This window comes from Rhodococcus sp. MTM3W5.2 (genome assembly GCF_001984015.1).
In the GTDB taxonomy this organism is placed as follows: domain Bacteria; phylum Actinomycetota; class Actinomycetes; order Mycobacteriales; family Mycobacteriaceae; genus Rhodococcus_G; species Rhodococcus_G oryzae.
Genome location: NZ_CP019572.1, coordinates 4,183,386 through 4,203,147 on the forward strand (window position 1 = coordinate 4,183,386; position 19,762 = coordinate 4,203,147).

Annotated in this window: 20 protein-coding genes and 3 pseudogenes; 11 read left to right on the forward strand and 12 right to left on the reverse strand. The window is 69.2% G+C overall.

The genetic code is table 11. The features are described from left to right. Nucleotides 1–43 precede the first annotated feature (43 nt). From BTZ20_RS18815 to BTZ20_RS29535, 8 genes and pseudogenes are all read right to left on the reverse strand, one after another. Nucleotides 44–978: pseudogene (locus tag BTZ20_RS18815) on the reverse strand (adenosine deaminase). Nucleotides 979–1,044: 66 nt separating this feature from the next. After that, complete coding sequence (locus tag BTZ20_RS29215; protein ID WP_411269159.1) at nucleotides 1,045–1,899, reverse strand: DUF1214 domain-containing protein; 855 nt, start codon at nucleotides 1,897–1,899, stop codon at nucleotides 1,045–1,047. Beyond that, nucleotides 1,882–2,228, reverse strand: a pseudogene (locus BTZ20_RS29925) (DUF1254 domain-containing protein); the annotation flags it as partial. The gene BTZ20_RS29215 and the pseudogene BTZ20_RS29925, both read right to left, overlap by 18 nt. Before the next feature lie 170 nt (nucleotides 2,229–2,398). After that, the gene (locus tag BTZ20_RS18825; protein WP_077042400.1) at nucleotides 2,399–3,160 is read right to left on the reverse strand and encodes a crotonase/enoyl-CoA hydratase family protein; all 762 of its coding nucleotides are present in this window, start codon (nucleotides 3,158–3,160) and stop codon (nucleotides 2,399–2,401) included. Nucleotides 3,161–3,207: 47 nt separating this feature from the next. Then, nucleotides 3,208–4,029 carry an enoyl-CoA hydratase/isomerase family protein gene (locus BTZ20_RS18830; protein ID WP_077042401.1) on the reverse strand — a complete coding sequence of 274 codons (822 nt, stop codon included), beginning with the start codon at nucleotides 4,027–4,029 and terminating at the stop codon, nucleotides 3,208–3,210. A 33-nt stretch (nucleotides 4,030–4,062) separates the two neighbouring features. Beyond that, nucleotides 4,063–5,529, reverse strand: a complete 1,467-nt coding sequence (locus BTZ20_RS18835; protein ID WP_077042402.1) for an MFS transporter — start codon at nucleotides 5,527–5,529, stop codon at nucleotides 4,063–4,065. A gap of 1 nt (nucleotide 5,530) precedes the next feature. After that, complete coding sequence (locus BTZ20_RS29530) at nucleotides 5,531–5,875, reverse strand: hypothetical protein (protein WP_317616053.1); 345 nt, start codon at nucleotides 5,873–5,875, stop codon at nucleotides 5,531–5,533. 2 nt (nucleotides 5,876–5,877) lie between these two features. Continuing rightward, nucleotides 5,878–6,144 carry a PadR family transcriptional regulator gene (locus BTZ20_RS29535; RefSeq protein ID WP_317616054.1) on the reverse strand — a complete coding sequence of 89 codons (267 nt, stop codon included), beginning with the start codon at nucleotides 6,142–6,144 and terminating at the stop codon, nucleotides 5,878–5,880. Between the two features lie 108 nt (nucleotides 6,145–6,252). Between BTZ20_RS29535 and BTZ20_RS28370 the strand changes: the two genes are divergently transcribed. The 3 genes from BTZ20_RS28370 to BTZ20_RS18855 are packed head-to-tail and all read left to right on the forward strand — an operon-like array spanning nucleotide 6,253 to nucleotide 8,667. Continuing rightward, nucleotides 6,253–7,092 carry a phosphatase PAP2 family protein gene (locus tag BTZ20_RS28370; protein WP_223263410.1) on the forward strand — a complete coding sequence of 280 codons (840 nt, stop codon included), beginning with the start codon at nucleotides 6,253–6,255 and terminating at the stop codon, nucleotides 7,090–7,092. Between the two features lie 19 nt (nucleotides 7,093–7,111). After that, complete coding sequence (locus BTZ20_RS18850) at nucleotides 7,112–7,591, forward strand: GNAT family N-acetyltransferase (protein ID WP_223263411.1); 480 nt, start codon at nucleotides 7,112–7,114, stop codon at nucleotides 7,589–7,591. A 32-nt stretch (nucleotides 7,592–7,623) separates the two neighbouring features. Further along, complete coding sequence (locus BTZ20_RS18855) at nucleotides 7,624–8,667, forward strand: glutathione S-transferase family protein (protein ID WP_077042405.1); 1,044 nt, start codon at nucleotides 7,624–7,626, stop codon at nucleotides 8,665–8,667. On the opposite strand, the gene BTZ20_RS26880 is transcribed toward BTZ20_RS18855, so the two are convergent. Continuing rightward, nucleotides 8,637–9,152: a VOC family protein gene (locus BTZ20_RS26880; protein WP_223263829.1), complete on the reverse strand. Its 516-nt coding sequence runs from the start codon at nucleotides 9,150–9,152 to the stop codon at nucleotides 8,637–8,639. The two genes, BTZ20_RS18855 and BTZ20_RS26880, sit on opposite strands and share 31 nt — an antisense overlap. Continuing rightward, entirely contained in the window at nucleotides 9,046–9,894 is an 849-nt protein-coding gene (locus BTZ20_RS28375) for a helix-turn-helix domain-containing protein (RefSeq protein ID WP_077042406.1), read from the reverse strand. Before BTZ20_RS28375 ends, BTZ20_RS26880 begins: the two co-directional genes overlap by 107 nt. Nucleotides 9,895–10,026: 132 nt before the next feature. Here BTZ20_RS28375 and BTZ20_RS18870 point away from each other — a divergent pair, with 132 nt between their 5' ends. The 4 genes from BTZ20_RS18870 (at nucleotide 10,027) to BTZ20_RS18885 (ending at nucleotide 12,637) form a co-directional block, all read left to right on the forward strand. After that, the gene (locus BTZ20_RS18870) at nucleotides 10,027–10,704 is read left to right on the forward strand and encodes a hypothetical protein (protein WP_077043822.1); all 678 of its coding nucleotides are present in this window, start codon (nucleotides 10,027–10,029) and stop codon (nucleotides 10,702–10,704) included. 23 nt (nucleotides 10,705–10,727) lie between these two features. Then, nucleotides 10,728–11,219: a hypothetical protein gene (locus BTZ20_RS18875; RefSeq protein WP_077042407.1), complete on the forward strand. Its 492-nt coding sequence runs from the start codon at nucleotides 10,728–10,730 to the stop codon at nucleotides 11,217–11,219. 66 nt (nucleotides 11,220–11,285) lie between these two features. Then, the gene (locus BTZ20_RS18880) at nucleotides 11,286–11,918 is read left to right on the forward strand and encodes a DUF305 domain-containing protein (RefSeq protein WP_077042408.1); all 633 of its coding nucleotides are present in this window, start codon (nucleotides 11,286–11,288) and stop codon (nucleotides 11,916–11,918) included. A 380-nt stretch (nucleotides 11,919–12,298) separates the two neighbouring features. After that, entirely contained in the window at nucleotides 12,299–12,637 is a 339-nt protein-coding gene (locus BTZ20_RS18885; protein ID WP_077042409.1) for a hypothetical protein, read from the forward strand. Between the two features lie 232 nt (nucleotides 12,638–12,869). On the opposite strand, the gene BTZ20_RS18890 is transcribed toward BTZ20_RS18885, so the two are convergent. Continuing rightward, complete coding sequence (locus BTZ20_RS18890; protein ID WP_077042410.1) at nucleotides 12,870–14,714, reverse strand: HNH endonuclease signature motif containing protein; 1,845 nt, start codon at nucleotides 14,712–14,714, stop codon at nucleotides 12,870–12,872. A 114-nt stretch (nucleotides 14,715–14,828) separates the two neighbouring features. On the opposite strand from BTZ20_RS18890, the pseudogene ccsB reads away from it, so the two are divergent. Next, a pseudogene (gene ccsB / locus BTZ20_RS18895) lies at nucleotides 14,829–15,802 on the forward strand (c-type cytochrome biogenesis protein CcsB). Here the strand turns inward: ccsB and BTZ20_RS18900 are convergent. Beyond that, nucleotides 15,799–16,977: a YbfB/YjiJ family MFS transporter gene (locus BTZ20_RS18900; protein ID WP_077042411.1), complete on the reverse strand. Its 1,179-nt coding sequence runs from the start codon at nucleotides 16,975–16,977 to the stop codon at nucleotides 15,799–15,801. The pseudogene ccsB and the gene BTZ20_RS18900 overlap by 4 nt on opposite strands. A gap of 112 nt (nucleotides 16,978–17,089) precedes the next feature. Between BTZ20_RS18900 and BTZ20_RS18905 the strand changes: the two genes are divergently transcribed. The 3 genes from BTZ20_RS18905 (at nucleotide 17,090) to BTZ20_RS18915 (ending at nucleotide 19,748) form a co-directional block, all read left to right on the forward strand. Continuing rightward, nucleotides 17,090–17,947 carry an LLM class F420-dependent oxidoreductase gene (locus BTZ20_RS18905; protein ID WP_077042412.1) on the forward strand — a complete coding sequence of 286 codons (858 nt, stop codon included), beginning with the start codon at nucleotides 17,090–17,092 and terminating at the stop codon, nucleotides 17,945–17,947. A gap of 89 nt (nucleotides 17,948–18,036) precedes the next feature. Continuing rightward, nucleotides 18,037–18,990, forward strand: coding sequence for an ABC transporter ATP-binding protein (locus BTZ20_RS18910; protein ID WP_083742754.1), 954 nt, complete (start codon nucleotides 18,037–18,039; stop codon nucleotides 18,988–18,990). Continuing rightward, nucleotides 18,987–19,748, forward strand: a complete 762-nt coding sequence (locus tag BTZ20_RS18915) for an ABC transporter permease (RefSeq protein ID WP_077042413.1) — start codon at nucleotides 18,987–18,989, stop codon at nucleotides 19,746–19,748. Before BTZ20_RS18910 ends, BTZ20_RS18915 begins: the two co-directional genes overlap by 4 nt. Nucleotides 19,749–19,762 lie beyond the last annotated feature (14 nt).

Sequence of the window (19,762 nt, forward strand, 5' to 3'; positions counted from 1 at the left end):
GTGAGTGTGTCGTACCCCGATGGGGGTACGACACACTCACAGTTCAGCCGAGCAGCGCCGCCTTGCGCTCCTGCGAGGCGAACGAGGCCCGGATCGAATTGCGGGCAAGGGTTTCCCGTTCCTGCTCGGTGAGCCCGAGCTCAGCCTGCAGGCGCGCGAAGTTGTCGTCGACGTACCCGCCGAAGTACGCGGGGTCGTCGGAGTTCACCGTGACCAGCAGTCCCGCCTCGAGCATGCGGCGCAGCGGATGCTCGGCCAGGGTGTCGACCACCTTCAGCCGCACGTTCGACAGCGGGCAGACGGTCAGGGGGATCTGCTCGTCCACGAGCCGCGCGATCAGAGCCTCGTCCTCCAGGCACCGCACGCCGTGGTCGATCCGCTCCACCTCGAGCAGATCCAGCGCCTGCCAGATGTAGTCGGGCGGGCCCTCCTCCCCGCGTGGGCCACGGTGTGCAGCCCGTTCGCCCGCGCCCGCGCGAACACGTCCACGAACAGCGACGGCGGATAGCCGACCTCGGCGGAGTCCAGGCCGAGACCGAGAACCGGGACGTCCAGCCGGAGCACCTCGTCCAGCATCGCCTCGGCCTCGGGCACCGGCCGGTCCCGCAGCACGGCCGCGATCAGGTCGCTCGACACCCCGAACTCGGCCTCGCTGGCGCGGACGGCATCGGCCAGCCCGTCGAGGACCGCACGCAGCGGCACCCCACGAACCGTGTGCGCCTGCGGGTTGAAGAAGATCTCCGCGTGCCGGACACCGCCCGCCGCCGCGCGTGCGAAGTAGGCGCGGGCCAGGTCGGCGAAGTCCTGCTCGGTCCGCAACACCGCCATGTTCGCGAAGTAGAGGTCCAGGAAGGACTGCAGGTCGCTGAACTCGTAGCGTCCGCGCAGGTCATCGAGGTCCCGGTAGGGCAGCTCCACCTTGTTGCGCTCGGCGAGCGCGAAGATCAGCTCCGGCTCGAGGGATCCCTCTATGTGCATGTGCAGCTCGGCGAGCGGGGTCGACACGGTGTCCTCCTGAGGTCGTCAGGCGTCCAGTATCCCGCGTCAGCTCGCCGATTCCGGACTCGGCGGCGTCCACGACTGGTCGGTCGGCAGGTAGGCGCGCAGCATGAGGACGAACTCGCCGGGCGGGGCGGGCAACCAGTTCGAAGGGCCGGACGCGGGCGGCTTGGCCCCGATCCAGAGGTCGAGGGATCCGTCGGCGCCCCGCACCAGTCCGGGGGTGCGGTCACCGATCGCATAGCGGCCCAACGGGTTCGCCACGAAGAACATGTCCGGTCCGTACAGGGTGACGGACCAGAAGCCGCGCTCGTCGATCGGCGGCAGCCCGCCCGCGGGGAAGTGCAGCCGGTAGCCGCTCTCTCCACGCAGCGGTGCGCCGTCCGAGTCGGTCCTGGCGACGTAGTACATCGACTCCTCGGGCACGTTCGCCCCGAGCCCGATCTTCGCGACCCCGGCGCGGTGCAGGTAGTCGGTGCCGTATCGGCCCGCCTCCTGCAGCGAGCTCCACGGCCCGTCGCCGCCGAAGGAGGTGTTCGCGAGCCCGACGATCTGCTTGTCGCCGCGGACCACTCCCGCCGCAAGGGCCGCGACGTCGTCCGGCTCACCGCCGCTGGGGGTCGCGCCGGGAGTCACCCCGAGGGTGGCGAGCTGCTCGAGCATCGGCGCGTCCGCCGCGGGCGGCGGGTTGGCCGCGAGGATCGCGGACAGCTCGTCGAAGACCTTCGGGCCGGAGCCCGCGATCGCCTGTGGCGCCGGGTTGTTGCCGCAGTCGGTCGGCGGCAGTGGCGGCGGCGCGTCCGGGATCGGGGCGGCGAGCACGGTCATCGTGTACTGCTGCTGGGCGGCGCGAGCCGCCGCCAGGTCCGCGTCGGACTCCACCAGGGTGCGCCCGATCATCCAGGCATCCCAGGTGGGCGACTCGATCACCGCAGCGCCCGCGGGTGTCTCGCCGTGCCACCCGGGCGGCACGATCACGTGCGAGCCCGCCGCCTGCCCGGTCTCCCTGGTGCCGATGTTGCCGAACACGTTGGTGTACATGTCGAGCAGCTGGAAATCGAAGTACCGCTCCCCATCTCCGGATGGGTCAGCAGCACCGGGCCGGACCGGAGGTCGAGCCAGGCGATCGAGTACAGGGTGTCCGCGTTCGGGGCGACGACCACCCTGGTCTCCGGCCCGGACATGGCGGCCTGGCTGTACAGCTGGTTGACCGGCAGCAGGCAGATCATGTTGGCCCGGGTCCGGGCAAGGGCGATCGGCGCGTAGCCGTAGACGTAGCCGTCGGCCGCGACGTCTGCCTGCGCCTTCGCCGAATCCTGTTCCTGCGAGGCGCACCCGCCGAGCAGTCCGGCCACCAGCACGAGTGTCGACAGCACCGCCACCCGGCGTCGACGCACCCCTATCGGCCCTTCCAGACCGGGGCGCGCTTCTGCGCGAAGGCGATCGCCCCCTCCTGCGCGTCCTCCGAGGCGAAGACCGGACCCATCAGCTCCAGCTGCCGGGTGAACGCCTCCTCGTCGGTCCAGCCGGACGACTTGACGATCACCTCCTTGGTGGCCGCGACCGCGAGCGGGCCGTTGGCGGTGATCCGCTCGGCCAGCTCCAGCGCGCCCTCGAGCGCCTTGCCTGGCTCGGTCAGCCGGTTGACGAAGCCGTAACCGTGCGCCTCCTCGGCGGTGAAACTGTCTCCGGTGAGCGCCAATTCGAGCGCCTTCTGGTACGGAATCCGCTTCGGCAGCCGCAGCAGGCCGCCGCCCGCGGCGACCAGTCCCCGCTTGACCTCGGGGATGCCGAACCTGGCCTCCGAGGACGCGACCACCAGGTCCGTCGCCAGTACCAGCTCGGTGCCGCCCGCGAGTGCGTATCCCTCGACGGCGGAGATGATCGGCTTGCGGGGCGGTGCCTCGGTGAAGCCGAGCCCCTTGCCGGGGGCGATCACGTTCTCGCCCGCGACGAACGCCTTGAGATCCATGCCCGCGCAGAAGTTGCCCCCGGCGCCGGTCAGAACGGCGAGCGACAGGTCCGCATCGGCGTCGAGTTCGTCGACCGCGGCGGCGAGCCCGTTGCTGATCGCGGCGTTGATCGCGTTGCGCGCCTGCGGGCGATTGATGGTGATGACCAGGATGCGGCCACGACGTTCGAGCAGCACTTCATCAGACATGCCGCCAACCCTAGGCGCTACCGCGCCGACGCGAGCCGACTCCGCGCTCAGCGCCCCGTGTAGGTGGCCTTGCCGGGTCCGACGTCGAGGAAACTGCGGACCGCGCCCGCGAGGTCCTCGGTGCCGAACAGCCGGCCCGAGACCTCCGGGGTGATCGAGTCCGCGTGTGCGACACCGCCGGAGCGCCAGGCCTCGATGATCTGCTTGGTGGCGTGGTGCGCACGGGTCGGGCCGTCCGCGAGCCTCGCGACCAGGGCGCGCGCGGCCGAGTCGACATCCTCGTGCACGGCGTTGACGACGCCCCAGGAGGCCAGCGTCGCGGCGTCGTACAGATCGCCGGTCATCACCAGTTCCCTGGCCCGGCCCGAACCGGCGCGCTCGGCGAGCCGCTGCGGCCCGCCCATCGACGGCGTCAACCCGACAACCGTCTCGACCAGACCGAACTTGGCCTTGGGCGCGGCGAGGATGATGTCGCAGGCGAGCGCGATCTCGAAGGCGGCGGTGAGCGTCAGCCCGTGCGCGGCGTACACCACAGGGCAGGGCAGGGCCTCGATCTGGTGGATGATCTCCGCGAACAGGGTCTGCCACAGCTCGGCGCCCTGCTCGGCGCTCAACCCCTCGAAGACGTGTACGTCGACGCCGCCGGAGACGACCTTGCCCTCGGCGCGCAGCAGCACCGCACGCGGCGGGGCCGCGCTCAGCGCATCCACGTCGGCGGTGATCGCGTCGAACATAGCCTGGTCGAACAGGTTCAACGGTCCGTGCGCGAAGGTCAGCACGGCGATCTCGGCACCGGCGTCCGTGGTGATGCGCTCCAGCCGGGTCGGCTGTGCGGGCTCGGAACCGGCAGGCGGGAACGACGCAGTCATGGCGTCAGCCTGCCACACCCGAGCCCGCGCGGCCTAGGCCTGGACGCGCTCCTGTTCGACGTCAACCGGGGGCTTGTCCCCTTCCCGGATCGGCCGCGAGAAGCACAGCGACGCAATGAAACCGATCAGCAGCACACCCGCGGGCAGCAGCACCGCCTGCGCCATCGAGGTGCTGAACCCGTCGACGATGAAGCTCGGCATCGGACCGCCCGCCTCGTGCTCACCGCCGGTGGGTACGCCATTGGCTGTCAGCCGTGAGGTGATCAGGGCACCGATGCCGGCGCTACCGAGCACCGCACCGACCTGGCGGGTGGTGTTGTACACACCGGAGCCCGCGCCCGCCGCGTTCATCGGCAGGTTCCTGGTCGCGGTTGCCGCCAGCGGCGACCAGATGAAGGCGTTCGCGACGCCCATCAGGGCGATGGGCAGCAGCAGTTCCCAGATCGCGACGTCCGGCTTCATCACCAACGCGAGCCACCCGAGCGAGATCGAGAGCATCAGGAAGCCGGGCGCGGCGATGTAGCGCGGGTGCACCCGGTCCACGAGCTTGCCGACGTTCGGCGCCAGCGCGCCGGTGAGCACCGCCATCGGGACCATCAGCAGCGCCGAACCGGTCGGCGAGAGCCCGCGGACGGCCTGCGCGTAGAACATCAGCGGCACCACCATCGCGGTGATCGAGAAGCCCATCGACGTGATGGCGATATTGGCCAGGGAAAAGTTGCGGTCCTTGAACAGTCCCAGCGGCAGCAGGGGCTCGTTCTTGTTCCACGACTGGTACCAGATGAAGACCCCGAGCAGGATCAGGCCGGCGACGATCGACAGCCAGACCAGCCCGGACCAGTCGTAGGTGTTGCCCTCCTGCAGGCCGAAGACCAGGAAGAACATGCCCGCGGCACTCAGGATCACCCCGGGGATGTCGAAACGGTGCTGATGGGTCTCGAGCGACGGCACGAACCGCCACGCTGCGAAGAAGGCGATGATGCCGACCGGGACATTGACGATGAAGATCCACTGCCAGCCGAGTCCGTCGACCAGGACGCCGCCCGCGAGCGGGCCGACCAGGGTGGCGACACCGGCGACGGCACCCCACAGCCCCATCGCGGTACCGCGCTTGTCCGGCGGGAAGATCCGGGTGATCACGGCCATCGTCTGCGGGGTCATCAGTGCGGCACCGAAGCCCTGGAACACGCGGGCGACGATGAGCATCTCGATGTTGCCGGACAGACCACACCAGAGCGAGGACGCGGTGAACAGCGTGAGCCCGATCAGGTAGAGGTTCTTGGGACCGAATCGGTCACCGAGCCTGCCCGTGACGAGCAGGGGGACCGCGTAGGCCAGCAGGTAGGCACTGGTCACCCACACGACGCTGTTGATGTCGGTCTGCAGATCCTCCATGATCGCCGGGTTCGCGACCGCGACGATGGTGGAATCCACCAGGATCATGAAGAACCCGAGGCACAGCGCCCACAGCGCCGGCCATTGCTTGATCTCGGTTTGCATGTCAATCCTTCGCGAGTTGGGGATTGCGCTTACTGATGAGTTCCTCTGTGAGCCAAGGTAGTTCGCCGCTCTCGATCTCCACGATCAGGCCCCGCAGCCAGTCCGCCTCGGCCTTCGCGACGGCCCGCAGGTAGTCCATCCCGAACCAGAAGACCCGCGGGATGTCCTCGGCCACCACCGCCTGCCGCATCCCTTCGAGTTCCCGGATGTCCTCGTCGATCCGGGACACCCGTTCACCGAGCAGCTCGCAGACGGTGCCCGCGTCGAGGTTGTGCGCCTCGGCCAGCGCCACCGGGAACTGCGGGTACTCGCTGACCGGGGTGGCCAGGATCTCGCGGATCCGCACGGTCAGCGCCGCCCGGCCCGCCTCGGTGATGGCGTAGGTGGTGCGCTCGGGCGGTTGCCCTCACGTTCCGTGCCGAGCGCTACGACGAGTTCCTGCCGCTCCAGCCTGTCGACCGTGTGATAGAGCGAGCCCGGCCTGATCTTCACCAGCCGATCGTCGCGCCGCTGGATGAGCAGTTGGTACATCTCGTACGGATGCATGGGGCGCTCGAACAGCAGCGCCAGCACCGTGATCCCGAGGGGAGTCAACGCCGTTGCCGCCACGCTCACGCCTTCCTATTCCGTACCAATTAATCCAGATGGAATATACGGCGCGGAAGCATCGTCGGCAACAGCTTTCTCATGAAGCTCTCATGTGGGCGCGGCATCCTGATCCGAATGTGGACCCCGAAGGCGAAGGCCCGTGGCCGCGTACCGCGGTTCATCCCGGGCGCGACGATCGCGGCGATGTGCGCGGTCGCGCTGATGCTGGTGCACTCGGTGTTCGTCACCACCGAGGGTGGCCAGCTCCTCGACCAGCAGATCATGCGCACCGCGAACGCCGCACCCGACTTCTGGCACGAGGCGGGCTTCGCCCTGCTCGGCGCGGTGAACGCAACGGTCATCGCCGCGGCGATCGGCGCGATCGTCCTCATCGGGCTGATCCGTCGTCGACCGCGCTCGATCGTCGTCGCGTTGGCGGTGATCGCGGGCGCGAACCTCACCACGCAGGCGGTCAAGGTGCTGCTCGATCGGCCGTACCTCGGCTGGGGCGCGCAGAACACGCTGCCCAGTGGACACGTCACCGTGATCACCTCGCTGGCCGTCGGGTTGGCGATGGTCCTGACCCCGGGCTCGCGGTCGGCGGCGGCCGCGCTGATGTGTGGGGCTGCCGCCGCGGCCGGGTCCGCGGTGATGATCTGCCAGTGGCACCGGCCGAGCGACGTGATCGCCGCGGTGCTCGTCGTCGTCGGCTGGGCGGCGATGCTGTGGCCGGCGTGCGCCGCGCGCAGGGACCGATACCGTGGCGAGGGTGGACGCCCATCAGATCGACATCATCGCCCTGGCCTGGGCCAGGGAACTGGGACTGCCGGACCTCGGCCTGGTCCGGCCGGGTACCCGGCATATCCGGGTGGACCAGAGTTCCGACCGGGTCCGGTTCCTCCGACTGGCTGGGGCGAGCGCGCTGGTCGGCCCGGACTGGGCGATCGAACGGGCGGAGCGTTACAGCGACGATGAACTGACCGACGGCTCGACGATGCTCACGATCACCAAGGACCACGGCGGCAGCTGTTCCGGCCCGCGGCTGCTGTCCTTCGCCGCCGACGTGGGCACCGAGATCGGCCGCGAGGACCCGTTGATCTCGCACGACCTCGAACACGTGCTGGCCCTGCAGTCGGCCTGCCCGCCCGACGATGCGGCGGAGGCCGACCTCACCGGCAAGCGGAACTGGTTCACGCTCGTCGATGCCGCCGGGACGCCACTGGCCTCGTCCGGGTACTCGGAATGGCAGGGCATCCTGGCCCACATGGGCACGCTCACGTCGCCGGACCATCGCAGGCGCGGACACGGAGCCGTGGTGGCCCGGCTGACGACGAACGACGCGATCGACGCCGGTCTGATCCCCCAGTGGCGCAGCCACCCCGGCAACACGGCCTCGCGCCGGCTGGCCGCGTCGCTGGGCTACGAGGAGCTGGGTGTCCATACCGCGGCCACGCTCCCGCGAAGTACCGTGTGATTGTTGCCCACCGTCGACGGAGTTGATGAACAGTGACCGACGAGAACAGCACCACCGGCTCGTACGTCGAAGCGGGCCAGGAGTTCACCCGCGACACCCGCTACATCACCACCCGGATCACCGCGGACGGCCGCGACGGCTATCCGGTCGAACCCGGTCGCTACCGACTCGTCGTCGCGCGAGCCTGCCCCTGGGCGAATCGGGCCATCATCGTGCGGCGCCTGCTCGGCCTCGAGGGCGTCCTGTCGATGGGCATCTGCGGGCCGACCCACGACCAGCGGAGCTGGACCTTCGACCTCGATCCGGGCGGGCTGGACCCGGTGCTGAAGATCCCGCGCCTGCAGGACGCGTACTTCGCCCGCTTCCCCGACTATCCGCGCGGGATCACGGTGCCCGCGATCGTCGACATCCCGACCGGTCAGGTGGTGACCAACAACTATCCGCAGATCACTCTCGACCTCGCGACCGAGTGGAAGGTGTACCACCGCGAGGGCGCACCCGACCTGTACCCGGAGGCGCTGCGACCGGAGATCGACGAGGTCGCCGAGCTGGTGTTCAAGGACGTCAACAACGGCGTGTACCGCTGCGGATTCGCCGGCACCCAGGATTCGTACGACGAGGCCTATGACCGTCTCTTCGCGAGGTTGGACTGGCTGACCCACCGGCTCGCGACGCAGCGATTCCTGGTGGGCGACACCATCACCGAGGCGGACGTCCGACTGTTCACTACCCTGGTCCGGTTCGATCCGGTCTACCACGGGCACTTCAAGTGCAACCGCAGCAAGCTCACCGAGATGCACGTGCTGTGGGACTACGCACGAGACCTGTTCCAGACGCCCGGCTTCGGCGACACCATCGACTTCGCGCAGATCAAGAAGCACTACTACGTGGTGCACTCCGACGTGAACCCGACCCAGATCATCCCCAAGGGACCGGATCTCGCCAACTGGCTCGAGCCGCACGGACGGGAAGCGTTGGGCGGCAGACCGTTCGGCGACGGCACGCCGCCGCATCCGCCGAAGCCCGACGAGGTGGTCCCCGCCGATCACTGGGTCCTGGGCGGCTCTCCTGCGTAAGTGCCGAAGCTCCAGTACACCCCTTCGGGGTCCCGGCAGGTGAATCCGCGCGAGCCGTAGTCCTCGTCGGTCAGCCCCTTCACGATGGTGGCCCCGGCGTCGACGGCACGCCTGTACAGCGCGTCGGGATCCGGGACGACGATGTACACCGAGCCGACCCCCGTCGGCAGGTCCCCACCGCGGAGTCCGGGCGTTGCGAGCCGAGCATGACGCCGCCGCCACCCGGCCAGTCGAGCTGGGCGTGGTCGACCCGCTCCCCCTCGCCGTAGACGGCGGTCTCGATGAATCCGAAGGCCTTCACGAGGAACGCGATGGCCCCTCGCGCGTTCGCGTAGCTGAGCGTGGGCCAGATGGTGGTGGTGTTTGTCGTCTGTGTGCTCATGCCCTCGACACTGCTCCTTCCGACGTCTGGTCCGCTTGGATGAATGAGAACAGCTCCTCGGCCCGCCACCTCGAGGGCGGGATCCCGACGATGTCCCGCCAATCGCGCGCCAGGTGGGCCTGGTCGTAGAAGCCGCACCGGACTGCGGCGTCGGCGAGCGAGATGGACGGCCTGCTGCGCAGGAGTTGGTGCGAGCGGTGGAAGCGAGCCAGCTTTGCCGCCTCCTTGGGGCTGATTCCGAACTCGGCGGCGAACCGGCCGACCAGGTGCCTTCTGCTCCAACCGACCTCGCGGGCCACCTGGCCCACCCGCACCACACCGTCGCCGGCTGTCAGGAGCTGCCACGCGTGCGCGAGGTGTGGGTCGATCTCGGCGTCGGCGAGGCGGCGGGACAGCACGTCGTCGAGCACCGCGAACCTGGCCTCCCAGGAGGGCTGCGCCGCGATCCGGTCGCTCAGCTCGTCGGCGTCGGCGCCGAGCAGGTCCTCGAGCTCGACGACCCAGGCGCCGAGCTCTGCGGCGGGCACACCGAGGAGCGCCCTGGAGCCGGCCGGGGTGAGGGCGAGCTGGACACCGTGCTGGTTGCCGTCGTGCCGGATCGTCACCGGCGCGGTGGACAGGCCGCTGGCCAGGGTGGCCCAGGCGCCGGGCTGCTGCCGCGGATCGGACATCCGTGCGAGCTCGAGCGGGGCGTCGAGCGCGATGATCACCGTCAGGTACGGCGAGGGCAGTCCCAGGTGCGAGCCGGGCTCGAACCCGGTCAGTCGATAGCCCTCGTAGGGACCGACGAACGGGCGCAGGGCCAGTGCGGGCGACGCCCGTCTACCCTCCGAGTGCCCGGTCATGAACTCAGCGTAGGCAGTGATCTGCGTCGCATCCAGGGATGACGTGCCCGGGCCAGGAACAAACGTGACGAGGCTGACCGTTGGACAGGAGTTCGGCCGCGGACGGTGCTGGCCGTGACGGAGGGGAAGACCATGGCGGACAAGCTGGGACGTATCGAGCAGGTCATCGTGTCGCTGCTCGACAATGGCGCCAAGCTGCAGGGACCTGCGATCCAGAAGTACGTGGACCGGGTTCGCCGCGCCCATCCCGACGAGAATCCCCAGCAGATCATCGAGCGGATGGAGAAGATCTTCCTCACCGCTGTGACCGGCAGCGGCGGCGCGGTGGGCGCGGCCGCGGCGGTGCCCGGCATCGGCACGGTCGGCTCGATCGCGGCAGTCGGCGCGGAGTCGGTGTTCTTCCTGGAGGCCTCGGCCCTGTTGACACTGGCGATCGCCTCGGTGCACGGCATCTCGGTGCAGCAGCACGAGCAGCGCCGAGCGCTGGTCCTCGCGGTGGCGCTGGGCGCCTCTGGCATGGAGATCGTGGAGAAGGCCGTCGGCGCGACCACGAAGAACTGGGGCTCGCTCATCACCAACCGACTCCCGGCGCAGACGATGTCGGGGATGAACCGGAAACTGATCCACAAGTTCGTCACCAAGTACGCGGCCCGTCGTAGTGCGCTGATCCTGGGCAAACTGGTACCCGCGGGTATCGGAGCGGCGATCGGCGGCACGGGCAACCGGGTGATCGGCAAGGGCGTGATCAACAACGCTCGCGACGCCTTCGGGCCCGCACCCGCGCGGTGGCCGCTGGAGCTTACTACCTGACCCCCGCAGGGTATGGTCTAGGAATGGACCGGCTCCGCCTCGCCCCGCAGCGCGCCGCACTGTCGTGCGCACTGCTCCTCGGCGCGCTGGTCTGCGGCCTGCTGGCGATGCATCACGTGGCCGCGGCCGTGCAGGACGCCGGGCAGGCGCACGGTTCGGCTGCGTCAGTCGGCGCGCCTGCGATGGACATGCATGGGGCGATGGCTCGATCCGCATCCACCGACATGGCACCCGACCAGCTGCCATCACATGTCGAGACCTCAGCCCCTGTGGCAGCACCTGCGGACCAACAGCCGGCCGACCACACCGGCGGCCACCACATGCTCAACGCGTGCGTCGCCGTCCTGCTCTCGGCAGTGCTGCTGGCGATGTCCCTGATCGCGTTCGGCCTGCCGTCGGGCGCGGGCACCCGGATGCGCCGCGGCCGGTCCGCGGTCACCTACACCGGTCGCGGGCCGCCGTTTGCCGTGCCCACCTCTAGTCGCCTTGCCACCTTGTGCCTTCTGCGGGTCTGACAGGGCCACTGCGTCGTGCTCGACGCAGTTCGGCCACTGTTCCACTCGAAAGACCAAGGAAGAACGATGAACACACGTACCAAGACCACAGGCCTGATCGCCGCGGCCGCTGCCGCCGTCGCTCTGATCGCGGGCTGCTCCAATGACGACTCCGGATCTGGCCACTCGATGGATTCGATGGGCTCGACGTCGATGACCTCGAGTGCGGCGCAGTCCGCGGAGTCGGGCACACATAACAACGCCGATGTCATGTGGGTGCAGATGATGATTCCGCACCACCAGCAGGCCGTGGAGATGGCGGCGCTGGCCGAGGGCCGCACCGAGAACGCGGAACTGCTGGCGCTCGCCGGCCAGATCAAGGCCGCCCAGGACCCCGAGATCGTGCAGATGACGGGGTGGCTCACCGAGTGGGGCGTGCCGACGATGGCAGCCGAGATGAGCCACGCCGACATGGGCCACGGCGACGGCGGCGACGGGATGATGACGACGGAGCAGATGACGCAGCTCGAGCAGTCGTCGGGGGCCGATTTCGACCGGGCGTGGCTGGAGATGATGATCGCCCACCATCAGGGCGCGGTGGATTCCTCGTCCGCGATCCTGACCGACGGACAGAGCGAGCAGGTCCAGGAGCTCGCGAAGAAGATCATCGCAGGCCAGCAGACCGAGATCACCCAGATGAAGGCGATGCTCGGGCAGTAGTCGAGCGCGAAGGCGGGTCGGGGCGGAATCCCGTTCCGGCCCGCCGTCGGTCCCTCGCCGAGGTCAGCTGACAGGTACGGGATGAATACAGGAAGCCCTCCTACATCCGAAGCCGGGTCGTGCTCGGCACCGTCCATCGCCGACCTCACACTGGGTCCGGACTGACTGTGCGTGTAACCGCTGGATTCGACTTCGACTGGTCGGTCACGCACAAACGTCGGCAGCATCTCGACACTCCCAACCGAGATGTTTGATCGTAAGTAGGGGCATCGTTCGAGTGAGCGCGACGCGCACCGGTCGACGACGATCCATCGCGCTGTAACGCCAACGGTCCCTTGTTCGAAAAACAGACCAACGACTACGTTTTGGGGGTTTGTCGTATGAAGCGTTCGGGATTCGTCGCGGCCAGTGTGCTGGCCATCGGCTTGGCCAGTCCGCTGGCGCCAACGGCAGCGGCTCAGGACTTCGGCAACCTCGTAGAGCACGGACCGTGCAGCGATCGGTTCCGGCTCCCGTGGGAGCAGGCCTCGCCCACCACGGACGTCGTTCTCAGCCCGTTCGGCACGGCCGAGATGTTCTGCGCGTCCTGGCACGGCGTCACCCAGGTCTACCAGCTCGACCCGTGGGGCAAGAAGCACCGGATCACCATGGCCAGTGCGAACCTGGGCAGCATCAACCCGCCCCTAGGGTTCTACGTGTGGGATCCCGCAACGTTCTGACCATCATCTCGGCCTAGTACATCCCATCATCTCGGGCTAGTTCATCCGAGAACGGTGCGGGTCAATTGGTCGTCGCGGTTCCATGAATGCTGTTGGTCGGCGCGCTCGATCGGGGTCCGCCGGCACACCGCGCAAGGCACGCACACGGGCCGCGAGCTTACGACGCATACCTGCGTGGGCATGGACGTCAGGCGAGAGCGGGCAGCTCGCACTGCGTCAGTGCCGGCGTCCTTCAGAACGGTGGCGGGTCCGGTGATGTCGCTGGTAGCGGCGGTGGGGTGTGGCCGCGGCGGCCGGTGATCCGCGGGGCCGGGCTGGTGAGGGTGTGGCTGCCGTGGGCGCCTGCGGGGAGGGTGAGGGCGGTGGTGCCTGTGCGGGAGGTCCAGAGAAGGGCGTGGCCGGGTAGTGCGGTGACTGTCCAGAGGCCGAGGGTTTTGAGTTGATGATGGAACTGGCAGAGGCATTGCAGGTTGGTGGCGATGGTCCAGCCGCCGGCGATGGGGTCGTGAGCGCGGTATTCGATGATGTGGTCGAGTTGGCATCCGGTGGCGGGGCGGGTGCAGCCGGGGAATCGGCAGTGGCCGTCGCGGGCGTGGACGAGCGCGGTGGTGGCGGCGTCGGGTCGGTAGGTGAGGGCTCCGACGGGTGGGGTGGTGAGGCCGCCGTGTCCGTCGGGGTGTTGTGGTCGGGCGAGGGTGGGGTCGGCTTCGATGGCGGCGAGGATCGCGTCGGTGATGGTACCGACGCTGGCCGGTGGTGGTGGTGGTGGTGGTGAAGTGCACGATCGCGGTGGAGGTGCCATACCGAATTCGGGGATGTAGCCGGCTTTTCGGCGACCGCCGCGGGCGAGGAACGACCGCACGCAGAACCGCGGCGGGAGCGGTGGGGGCGATGCCTCGAGGCCGGGCGGGTCGGCCGTGATGTGGGCAGACTTCTCGCCAGCAGTTTCATCTTCTGGCTCGTCGACAACGTCCGGGGCTGGCCCCCGCTCCCGCTCCGGCTCCGGCTCCGGCTCCGGCTCCGGGGCAATGTCATTGACAGTTCCTGTGGCCGCGCGGTCGCCGCAACCGGCGGCGTCCTCGTCATGGGCGATCAGCCCGAGCTCCTCGGCCAGGTTCAGTGCCTCGGTGAGCAGTGCCTGCCACGTCCCGTCCGCGGCCAGCTTGCGTGCCAGCTCCGGGTCGATCAGCCCGTGCCCGTGCAGGTACGCGGGCTCAGACAGCAACCCCACCAGCGTCGCGACATCGATGGTGATCTGCGTCAGCGGCGCCCGCCGACCGGGCAGCGCGGCCCGGCCCGCCTGGGTACAGTCCTCTCGGTCGCAGCTGCACCGCAGGTACGGCTCGCCGTGCATGATCGCCATCACCGAATCCACCAGCCGGCACTGCTTGCCGCGCTTGTCATGCGGGCAGACCGTGGCCGCGAACTCGGCGACCAGCTGCATCACCTGCTCGGCCTCCTCCGGCGACACATTCACCTCGATGGTGGAGATGGTGCCGCGGGAACGCTTGACGATGCGGCGCCCCAACTCCTGCGCGGTTTCCCGTTGCGCGGCCGCCTCCTCCGCCGAGAACTCGGCCACCAGCCGTCCGATCTCACCGGCGAGCGGGCCCGGCGTCAGCCGCCGCGCGGCCGCCACGATCCCCGGCTCCAGCGCGGCCACCGTCTCCGGTTTCAGTCCCGTCGTCTCGCGACTGATCGCCCGCACCCGCGGCAGATCCAGCTCACCGGACTCGAACGCGGAGCGGGCCAGGGGCAGCCGCAACCGTAGGTCCATGCCCAGCGCGGCGTGGGACTCGGCGACGGTCTTCGAGCAGCCCATCCGCACCGCCAACTCCGCGATCGCACCGTTGCCGCAATCGACGATGTCACCCGACCCCAACCGCACATCGCGCTCGATCCACGACTCCCAGAACCGGCCCGCCGCCAACACCTTCCGCGCCGCGAACCGATTCTCCGCCCGGCAGGACCAGGCCACCTCGTCGAGGGCAGCGACATCGGCCAGCAACGAGGCGACCTCCGCCTCGACACCGGACCTCACCTCGCCAACCCCGACCACGCCACCGTTCTCGAACATACATTCGATACTACGCCGGGGGTCCGACATAAATCAGAACTTGCACGAAGTTCGGCCCAGCGCCGAGTCGTCTACTATCCACCGTAGTAGCCGATGAGTTGCGAGGGGGGCCTCATGCCGGTCGACACCACACTGGCGCAGTACAGCGACTTCGCGTTCGCGTCCGCGTTCGCGATCTACGTTCTTGCTCTGGGTCTTTCGGCATTCGATTTGCGGGCACTTCCGTTCGCCGCCGCGCCGCAGCGGACGCCCAGGTGCGGGCCGTGGCCATTGTCGGCGCATCAGCCCCGGATATGCCGGGGCGGATCTCGGCTGCGGACAGCAGCCGCCCGCCAAGCGAGCGAGCTGGACATGCCGCCATCGCGGTCACGCTCGTCGCCCTGGCACTGAACGCGGCCGCGATCGTCCTGCGTGGCCTGGCGACCGACCGCTGGCCGCTGGGCAACCTCTACGAGTACGCACTGTTCTTGTGCGCAGCGACTGTCGTGTGCTGGCTGGTCGCGGTGCGGAAGTACCCGATCCGCAACCTGACGGTGTTCGTACTCGCTCCGGTGGTCGTACTCCTGTTCATCGCAGCAGCGGCGATGTACAACGACGCCGCTCCCCTCGTGCCGGCGCTGCGCTCCTACTGGATCGCCATCCACGTCACCATCATCGTGTCCGCCTGCGGGATCCTCACGTTCGCCAGCACAGCCAGCCTGCTCCACATCGTCGCCGTCCACGGACACGCCAACGACCGCGGCCCGAAAGTCTGGATCGCCAACCGACTTCCATCCGCAGACCTGCTCGATCGAGTCGCCTACCGCACGACCATCGTCGGCTTCCCGCTGTACACCATCGGAGTCATCTGCGGCGCGATCTGGGCCGAAGCCGCATGGGGACGCTTCTGGGGCTGGGATCCGAAGGAGACCGTTTCCTTCATCGCGTGGGTGCTCTACGCCGCCTATCTACACGCGCGAGCTACGAGCGGGTGGGGGACCCTTCGCGCGTCGTGGATCAACGTCGCGGCACTGGCCACCACACTGTTCAACATGTTCGCTATCAACTTCGTCGTCTCGGGCCTGCACTCCTATGCAGGACTCAACTAGCGCGCGACCACCTGCTCCGACTCCGGCACCTCCGCCCGAGCAGAACGGAGCAGCGGCACCAGGAACGCCAACCCGAGCACCAGGATTCCCGCCGCGACGGCGAGCGACCGCGAGTACCCGGTGTCGAGCAACGGGGCCACCATCAGCGGGCCGAGCACCTGGCCGAGCCCGTACAGCGCGGTGCCGATCGCGGGGGCACGCGGGCCCACCAGCTCCGTGCCCTCCGCGAGCGTCAGCATCACGATTCCCATGAACGTGCCGCCGAAGGCCAACGCCGCCAGTAATTGCACCGCCGTCGAATCGAACAGGGCAGAGGCCCCCACCCCGGTGATCTGGACGGCGAACGCCACCGCGAGCATCGCCACCCGGGAGTGCCTGCGTGACAGCCTGATCCACAGCACGCACGACGGCAGCCCGGCCAGCCCGACCGCGATCCACACCGCGCTGCCCAACCAGGTCGCCGTTCCGATGGAGGCCACCGCGGCGACGATGAAGGTGGCGGACACGATGTAGCCGATTCCCTCGCAGAAGTAGGCCGCCATCAGCCAGGCGAATCGCGTCCGGTCCCGGCGCGACACCGGCGACCGCCTGCCCGCCGAGGTCGCGGTTGCGGGTTCACCGCCCGGCAGCGACCACGCGAACAAAGCCAGCACCGCCGCCAATGCGGCCACCACCAGCCAACTCACCCGCCACGATCCGCCCGACCCCAACGCGAGAAGCGCGCAGCCGGACAACGCGATTCCGGCCCCGATGCCACCGAACACCCAGCCGACACCGTCCCCGCCGCCCGTGACCTGCTGGTGCGCCACCCGCGCGGTGAACACGAACAGCACCGCGCTGGCGACACCGGCCAGGAACCGCAACGTCAGCCACAGCGACATCGACTCCGCCGCAGGCATCAGCGCCAGGGTCGCGATCAGCAGGACAAGCGAGACCCGCAGCGCCGCCCTGCTCCTGGGAATCCAATGCGCGAAGATCGCCGCCACCGCACCCACCAGATAGCCGAGGTAGTTCGCCGTCGCCAGCGTGGCCGCGGACTCCGCGGTCAGCCCCGTCTGACCCACCATCAACGGCAGGATCGGCGTGAACGCGAACCGGCCCAGCCCCATGGCGACGGCCAGCGTGAGGCTCGCGCGCAGCACGAGCAGCCGATCTTTGCCCCCGGTAACCACCATGATCAGCAGGCTACGACCCTCCGAGGATCGCCGAATCAGCTGCCGGAATGAACGCCGGCATCGCGGGGTTGCGCAAAGCACCCCTATGGCAAGCCAATCGGACGGAGAGCCCATGAGCGTCATCGAAGAAACCCCCGACCTCGGCCGAATCGGTGTGTGGCAGCCCGCATACTTTGCGACTCCCGAGTTCGGTCAGGCGCTGGAACGTCTGGGTTACGGCACCGTCTGGCTCGGCGGTTCCCCACCCGCGGACCTGAAGACGGCCGAGTCCCTGCTCGACGCGACCACCGGTCTCACCGTCGCCACCGGGATCACCAACATCTGGGTCTCCCCCGCCGCCGAGGTCGCCGCGTCGTTCCACCGGCTGGAGGCGCGCCACCCGGGCAGGTTCCTGCTCGGCATCGGCGCCGGTCATCCCGAGCACTCCGGACAGGTCTACGCGAAGCCCTACCAGGCACTCGTCTCCTACCTCGACGAACTCGACGCGGCCGGAGTCCCCGCCGGGCGCCGTGTCCTCGCGGCTCTCGGACCGCGCGTGCTCAGGCTCGCGGCGGACCGCACCGCGGGCGCGCACCCCTACCTGACCACCCCCGAGCACACCCGCGAGGCACGCGAGTTGCTCGGCCCCGCACCACTCCTCGCACCCGAGCACAAGGTCGTGCTCGACACCGACGCCGCGGCGGCAAGGGCGATCGGCCGCCCCGTCGTGGAGAACCCGTACCTGCACCTGCAGAACTACATCGCGAACCTCACCCGGCTCGGATTCACCGAGGCCGAACTCTCCGACGGCGGCAGCGACCGGGTGATCGACGCCCTCGTCGCTCACGGTGATGCCGCCGCGATCGCTGCCCGCCTCACCGAACACCTCGACGCGGGCGCGAACCATGTCGCCATTCAGGTGCTCCCCGTCGACGGCGACCAGCTGCCGGCCCTCTCCGCGCTGGCCACGGCACTGGGCATACAGAACTGATCGGCGTACAGAACTGAAACCACGCGGGAGATCTCCCCGCCCCTCCCTCCGCGGATAGGCTGTCGCCCATCACGGAGGGAGGGCACGGCATGAGCGCAGGGGGATACCCGGCGGCACTCGAGGCGATCGGACTGTCCAAGCAGTTCAAAACCGTTGACGCCGTATCGGATCTGAGCTTCACCGTGCCGCAGGGATCGATCACCGGGTTCCTCGGCCCGAACGGCGCAGGCAAGACCACCACCCTGCGCATGCTGCTGGGCCTGGTGCGCCCGACCGCGGGCACCGCAACCATCGCCGGTGTGCCGTTCGCGGAGCTCACGCAACCCGCGCGCGTGGTCGGCGCGGTTCTCGATTCGCTGAGCCTGCACCCGAACCGCACCGCGCTCGGCCATCTCCTCGTCTACACGGCCGCGACCGGACTCCCCGATTCGCGCGCCCGGCAGGTCCTGGCGCTGGTCGGGCTCGAACAGGCCGCACACCAGAAGGCAGGCACCTTCTCGCTCGGCATGCGGCAGCGGCTCGCGCTGGCCACCGCGCTGCTCGGCGACCCCAAGATGCTGGTCCTCGACGAACCCGCGAACGGCCTCGACCCCGAGGGCATCGCCTGGCTGCGCGAGTTCCTCAAGGCATTCGCCCGGTCCGGCCGCACGGTCCTGGTCTCCAGCCACATCCTGCGCGAGGTGGAGCAGACCGTCGACCGCCTGGTCATCGTGAGCGAGGGCCGCCTGGTCTACCAGGGCGGTATCGACGACCTGCGGCGCTCTCGCCAGGGCCGCATCCTGATCGCGGGCTCCGATCCCGCCACCCTTGCGATCGCCTTGGCCGCCAACGGGATCACCGACGCCCAGGTGCTGCCCGACGGCCGCCTGGCCGTCACCGGCGCCGAGCTCGACACGATCGCCGCCATCGCCCAGCCCGCAGGCGTGCGCATCTTCGGCGCCACAGCCGAGCCGGTCGACCTCGAGCAGGTGTTCCTGTCGATGACATCCGGCCGGTACGCGGCCGACTACCAGCCGGGTCACCATTACGGAGGTCCCCGATGACCGCGCTGCTCACCGCCGAACTCCGCAAGGTCACCACCCTGCGCTTCTGGTGGGCCCTGGCGATCGCACCGCTGGCGGTCGCTCTGTTCGCCGGGGCGATCTTCGCGGCGGTCGACGACACCCTCACCACCATGGACGCCGAACTCACCACCAGCGCGGCGAACGTCGGGCTCTTCATCACCATCGGCTGGGTGGCCCTGTTCGCCGGCCTGTTCGGCGCGGTGAACGCGGGTACCGAATTCCGATACAGCACACTGACTCCCACCTTCCTCACGTCCTCCGACCGGGACCGGGTGCTCGCCGCGAAACTGATCGTGACGGCGGCCTTCGGCGCGCTGTACGCGATCGCGGCCATGGCGCTCGCGGCGATCTGCCTGACGGCGTTCGGCGGCGCCGTGGAATTCGACGGCTCGCTGGCGGAACTGTTTGCCGCCGGGGTGCTGACGTCCATCGCCTGGTCGCTGATCGGGGCCGGGCTGGGTCTGGCGTTCGCCTCCTCGATCGGCGCAGCGATCGCGCTGCTGGCCTGGTACCCGGTCGGCGAGATGATCGTCGGCGCGATCCTCGCCGGGTTCGGTGCGGGATCGGTAGTGCAGTGGTTGCCCGGCGCGCTCACCCTGTCCACCGTGCTTGGCGCGGCCACCGACGGGCTCTCCGACACCGCCCCGTGGCCGCTCGCGCCGATCGTGCTGCTGGCCTGGGCGGCGCTGTCCGCCGGCCTCGGCTGGTGGCTGACGCGAACCCGCGACATCACCTAGGGCTGAGTCGTCCG

Coding starts and splice junctions, on each gene's coding strand:
- BTZ20_RS29215 (WP_411269159.1), bottom strand. CDS start 1,899: ATGATCGGGCGCACCCTGGTGGAGTCCGACGCGGACCTGGCGGCGGCT.
- BTZ20_RS18825 (WP_077042400.1), bottom strand. CDS start 3,160: ATGTCTGATGAAGTGCTGCTCGAACGTCGTGGCCGCATCCTGGTCATC.
- BTZ20_RS18830 (WP_077042401.1), bottom strand. CDS start 4,029: ATGACTGCGTCGTTCCCGCCTGCCGGTTCCGAGCCCGCACAGCCGACC.
- BTZ20_RS18835 (WP_077042402.1), bottom strand. CDS start 5,529: ATGCAAACCGAGATCAAGCAATGGCCGGCGCTGTGGGCGCTGTGCCTC.
- BTZ20_RS28370 (WP_223263410.1), top strand. CDS start 6,253: ATGTGGACCCCGAAGGCGAAGGCCCGTGGCCGCGTACCGCGGTTCATC.
- BTZ20_RS18850 (WP_223263411.1), top strand. CDS start 7,112: ATGCTCACGATCACCAAGGACCACGGCGGCAGCTGTTCCGGCCCGCGG.
- BTZ20_RS28375 (WP_077042406.1), bottom strand. CDS start 9,894: ATGACCGGGCACTCGGAGGGTAGACGGGCGTCGCCCGCACTGGCCCTG.
- BTZ20_RS18870 (WP_077043822.1), top strand. CDS start 10,027: ATGGCGGACAAGCTGGGACGTATCGAGCAGGTCATCGTGTCGCTGCTC.
- BTZ20_RS18875 (WP_077042407.1), top strand. CDS start 10,728: ATGGACCGGCTCCGCCTCGCCCCGCAGCGCGCCGCACTGTCGTGCGCA.
- BTZ20_RS18880 (WP_077042408.1), top strand. CDS start 11,286: ATGAACACACGTACCAAGACCACAGGCCTGATCGCCGCGGCCGCTGCC.
- BTZ20_RS18885 (WP_077042409.1), top strand. CDS start 12,299: ATGAAGCGTTCGGGATTCGTCGCGGCCAGTGTGCTGGCCATCGGCTTG.
- BTZ20_RS18890 (WP_077042410.1), bottom strand. CDS start 14,714: ATGTTCGAGAACGGTGGCGTGGTCGGGGTTGGCGAGGTGAGGTCCGGT.
- BTZ20_RS18900 (WP_077042411.1), bottom strand. CDS start 16,977: ATGGTGGTTACCGGGGGCAAAGATCGGCTGCTCGTGCTGCGCGCGAGC.
- BTZ20_RS18905 (WP_077042412.1), top strand. CDS start 17,090: ATGAGCGTCATCGAAGAAACCCCCGACCTCGGCCGAATCGGTGTGTGG.
- BTZ20_RS18910 (WP_083742754.1), top strand. CDS start 18,037: ATGAGCGCAGGGGGATACCCGGCGGCACTCGAGGCGATCGGACTGTCC.
- BTZ20_RS18915 (WP_077042413.1), top strand. CDS start 18,987: ATGACCGCGCTGCTCACCGCCGAACTCCGCAAGGTCACCACCCTGCGC.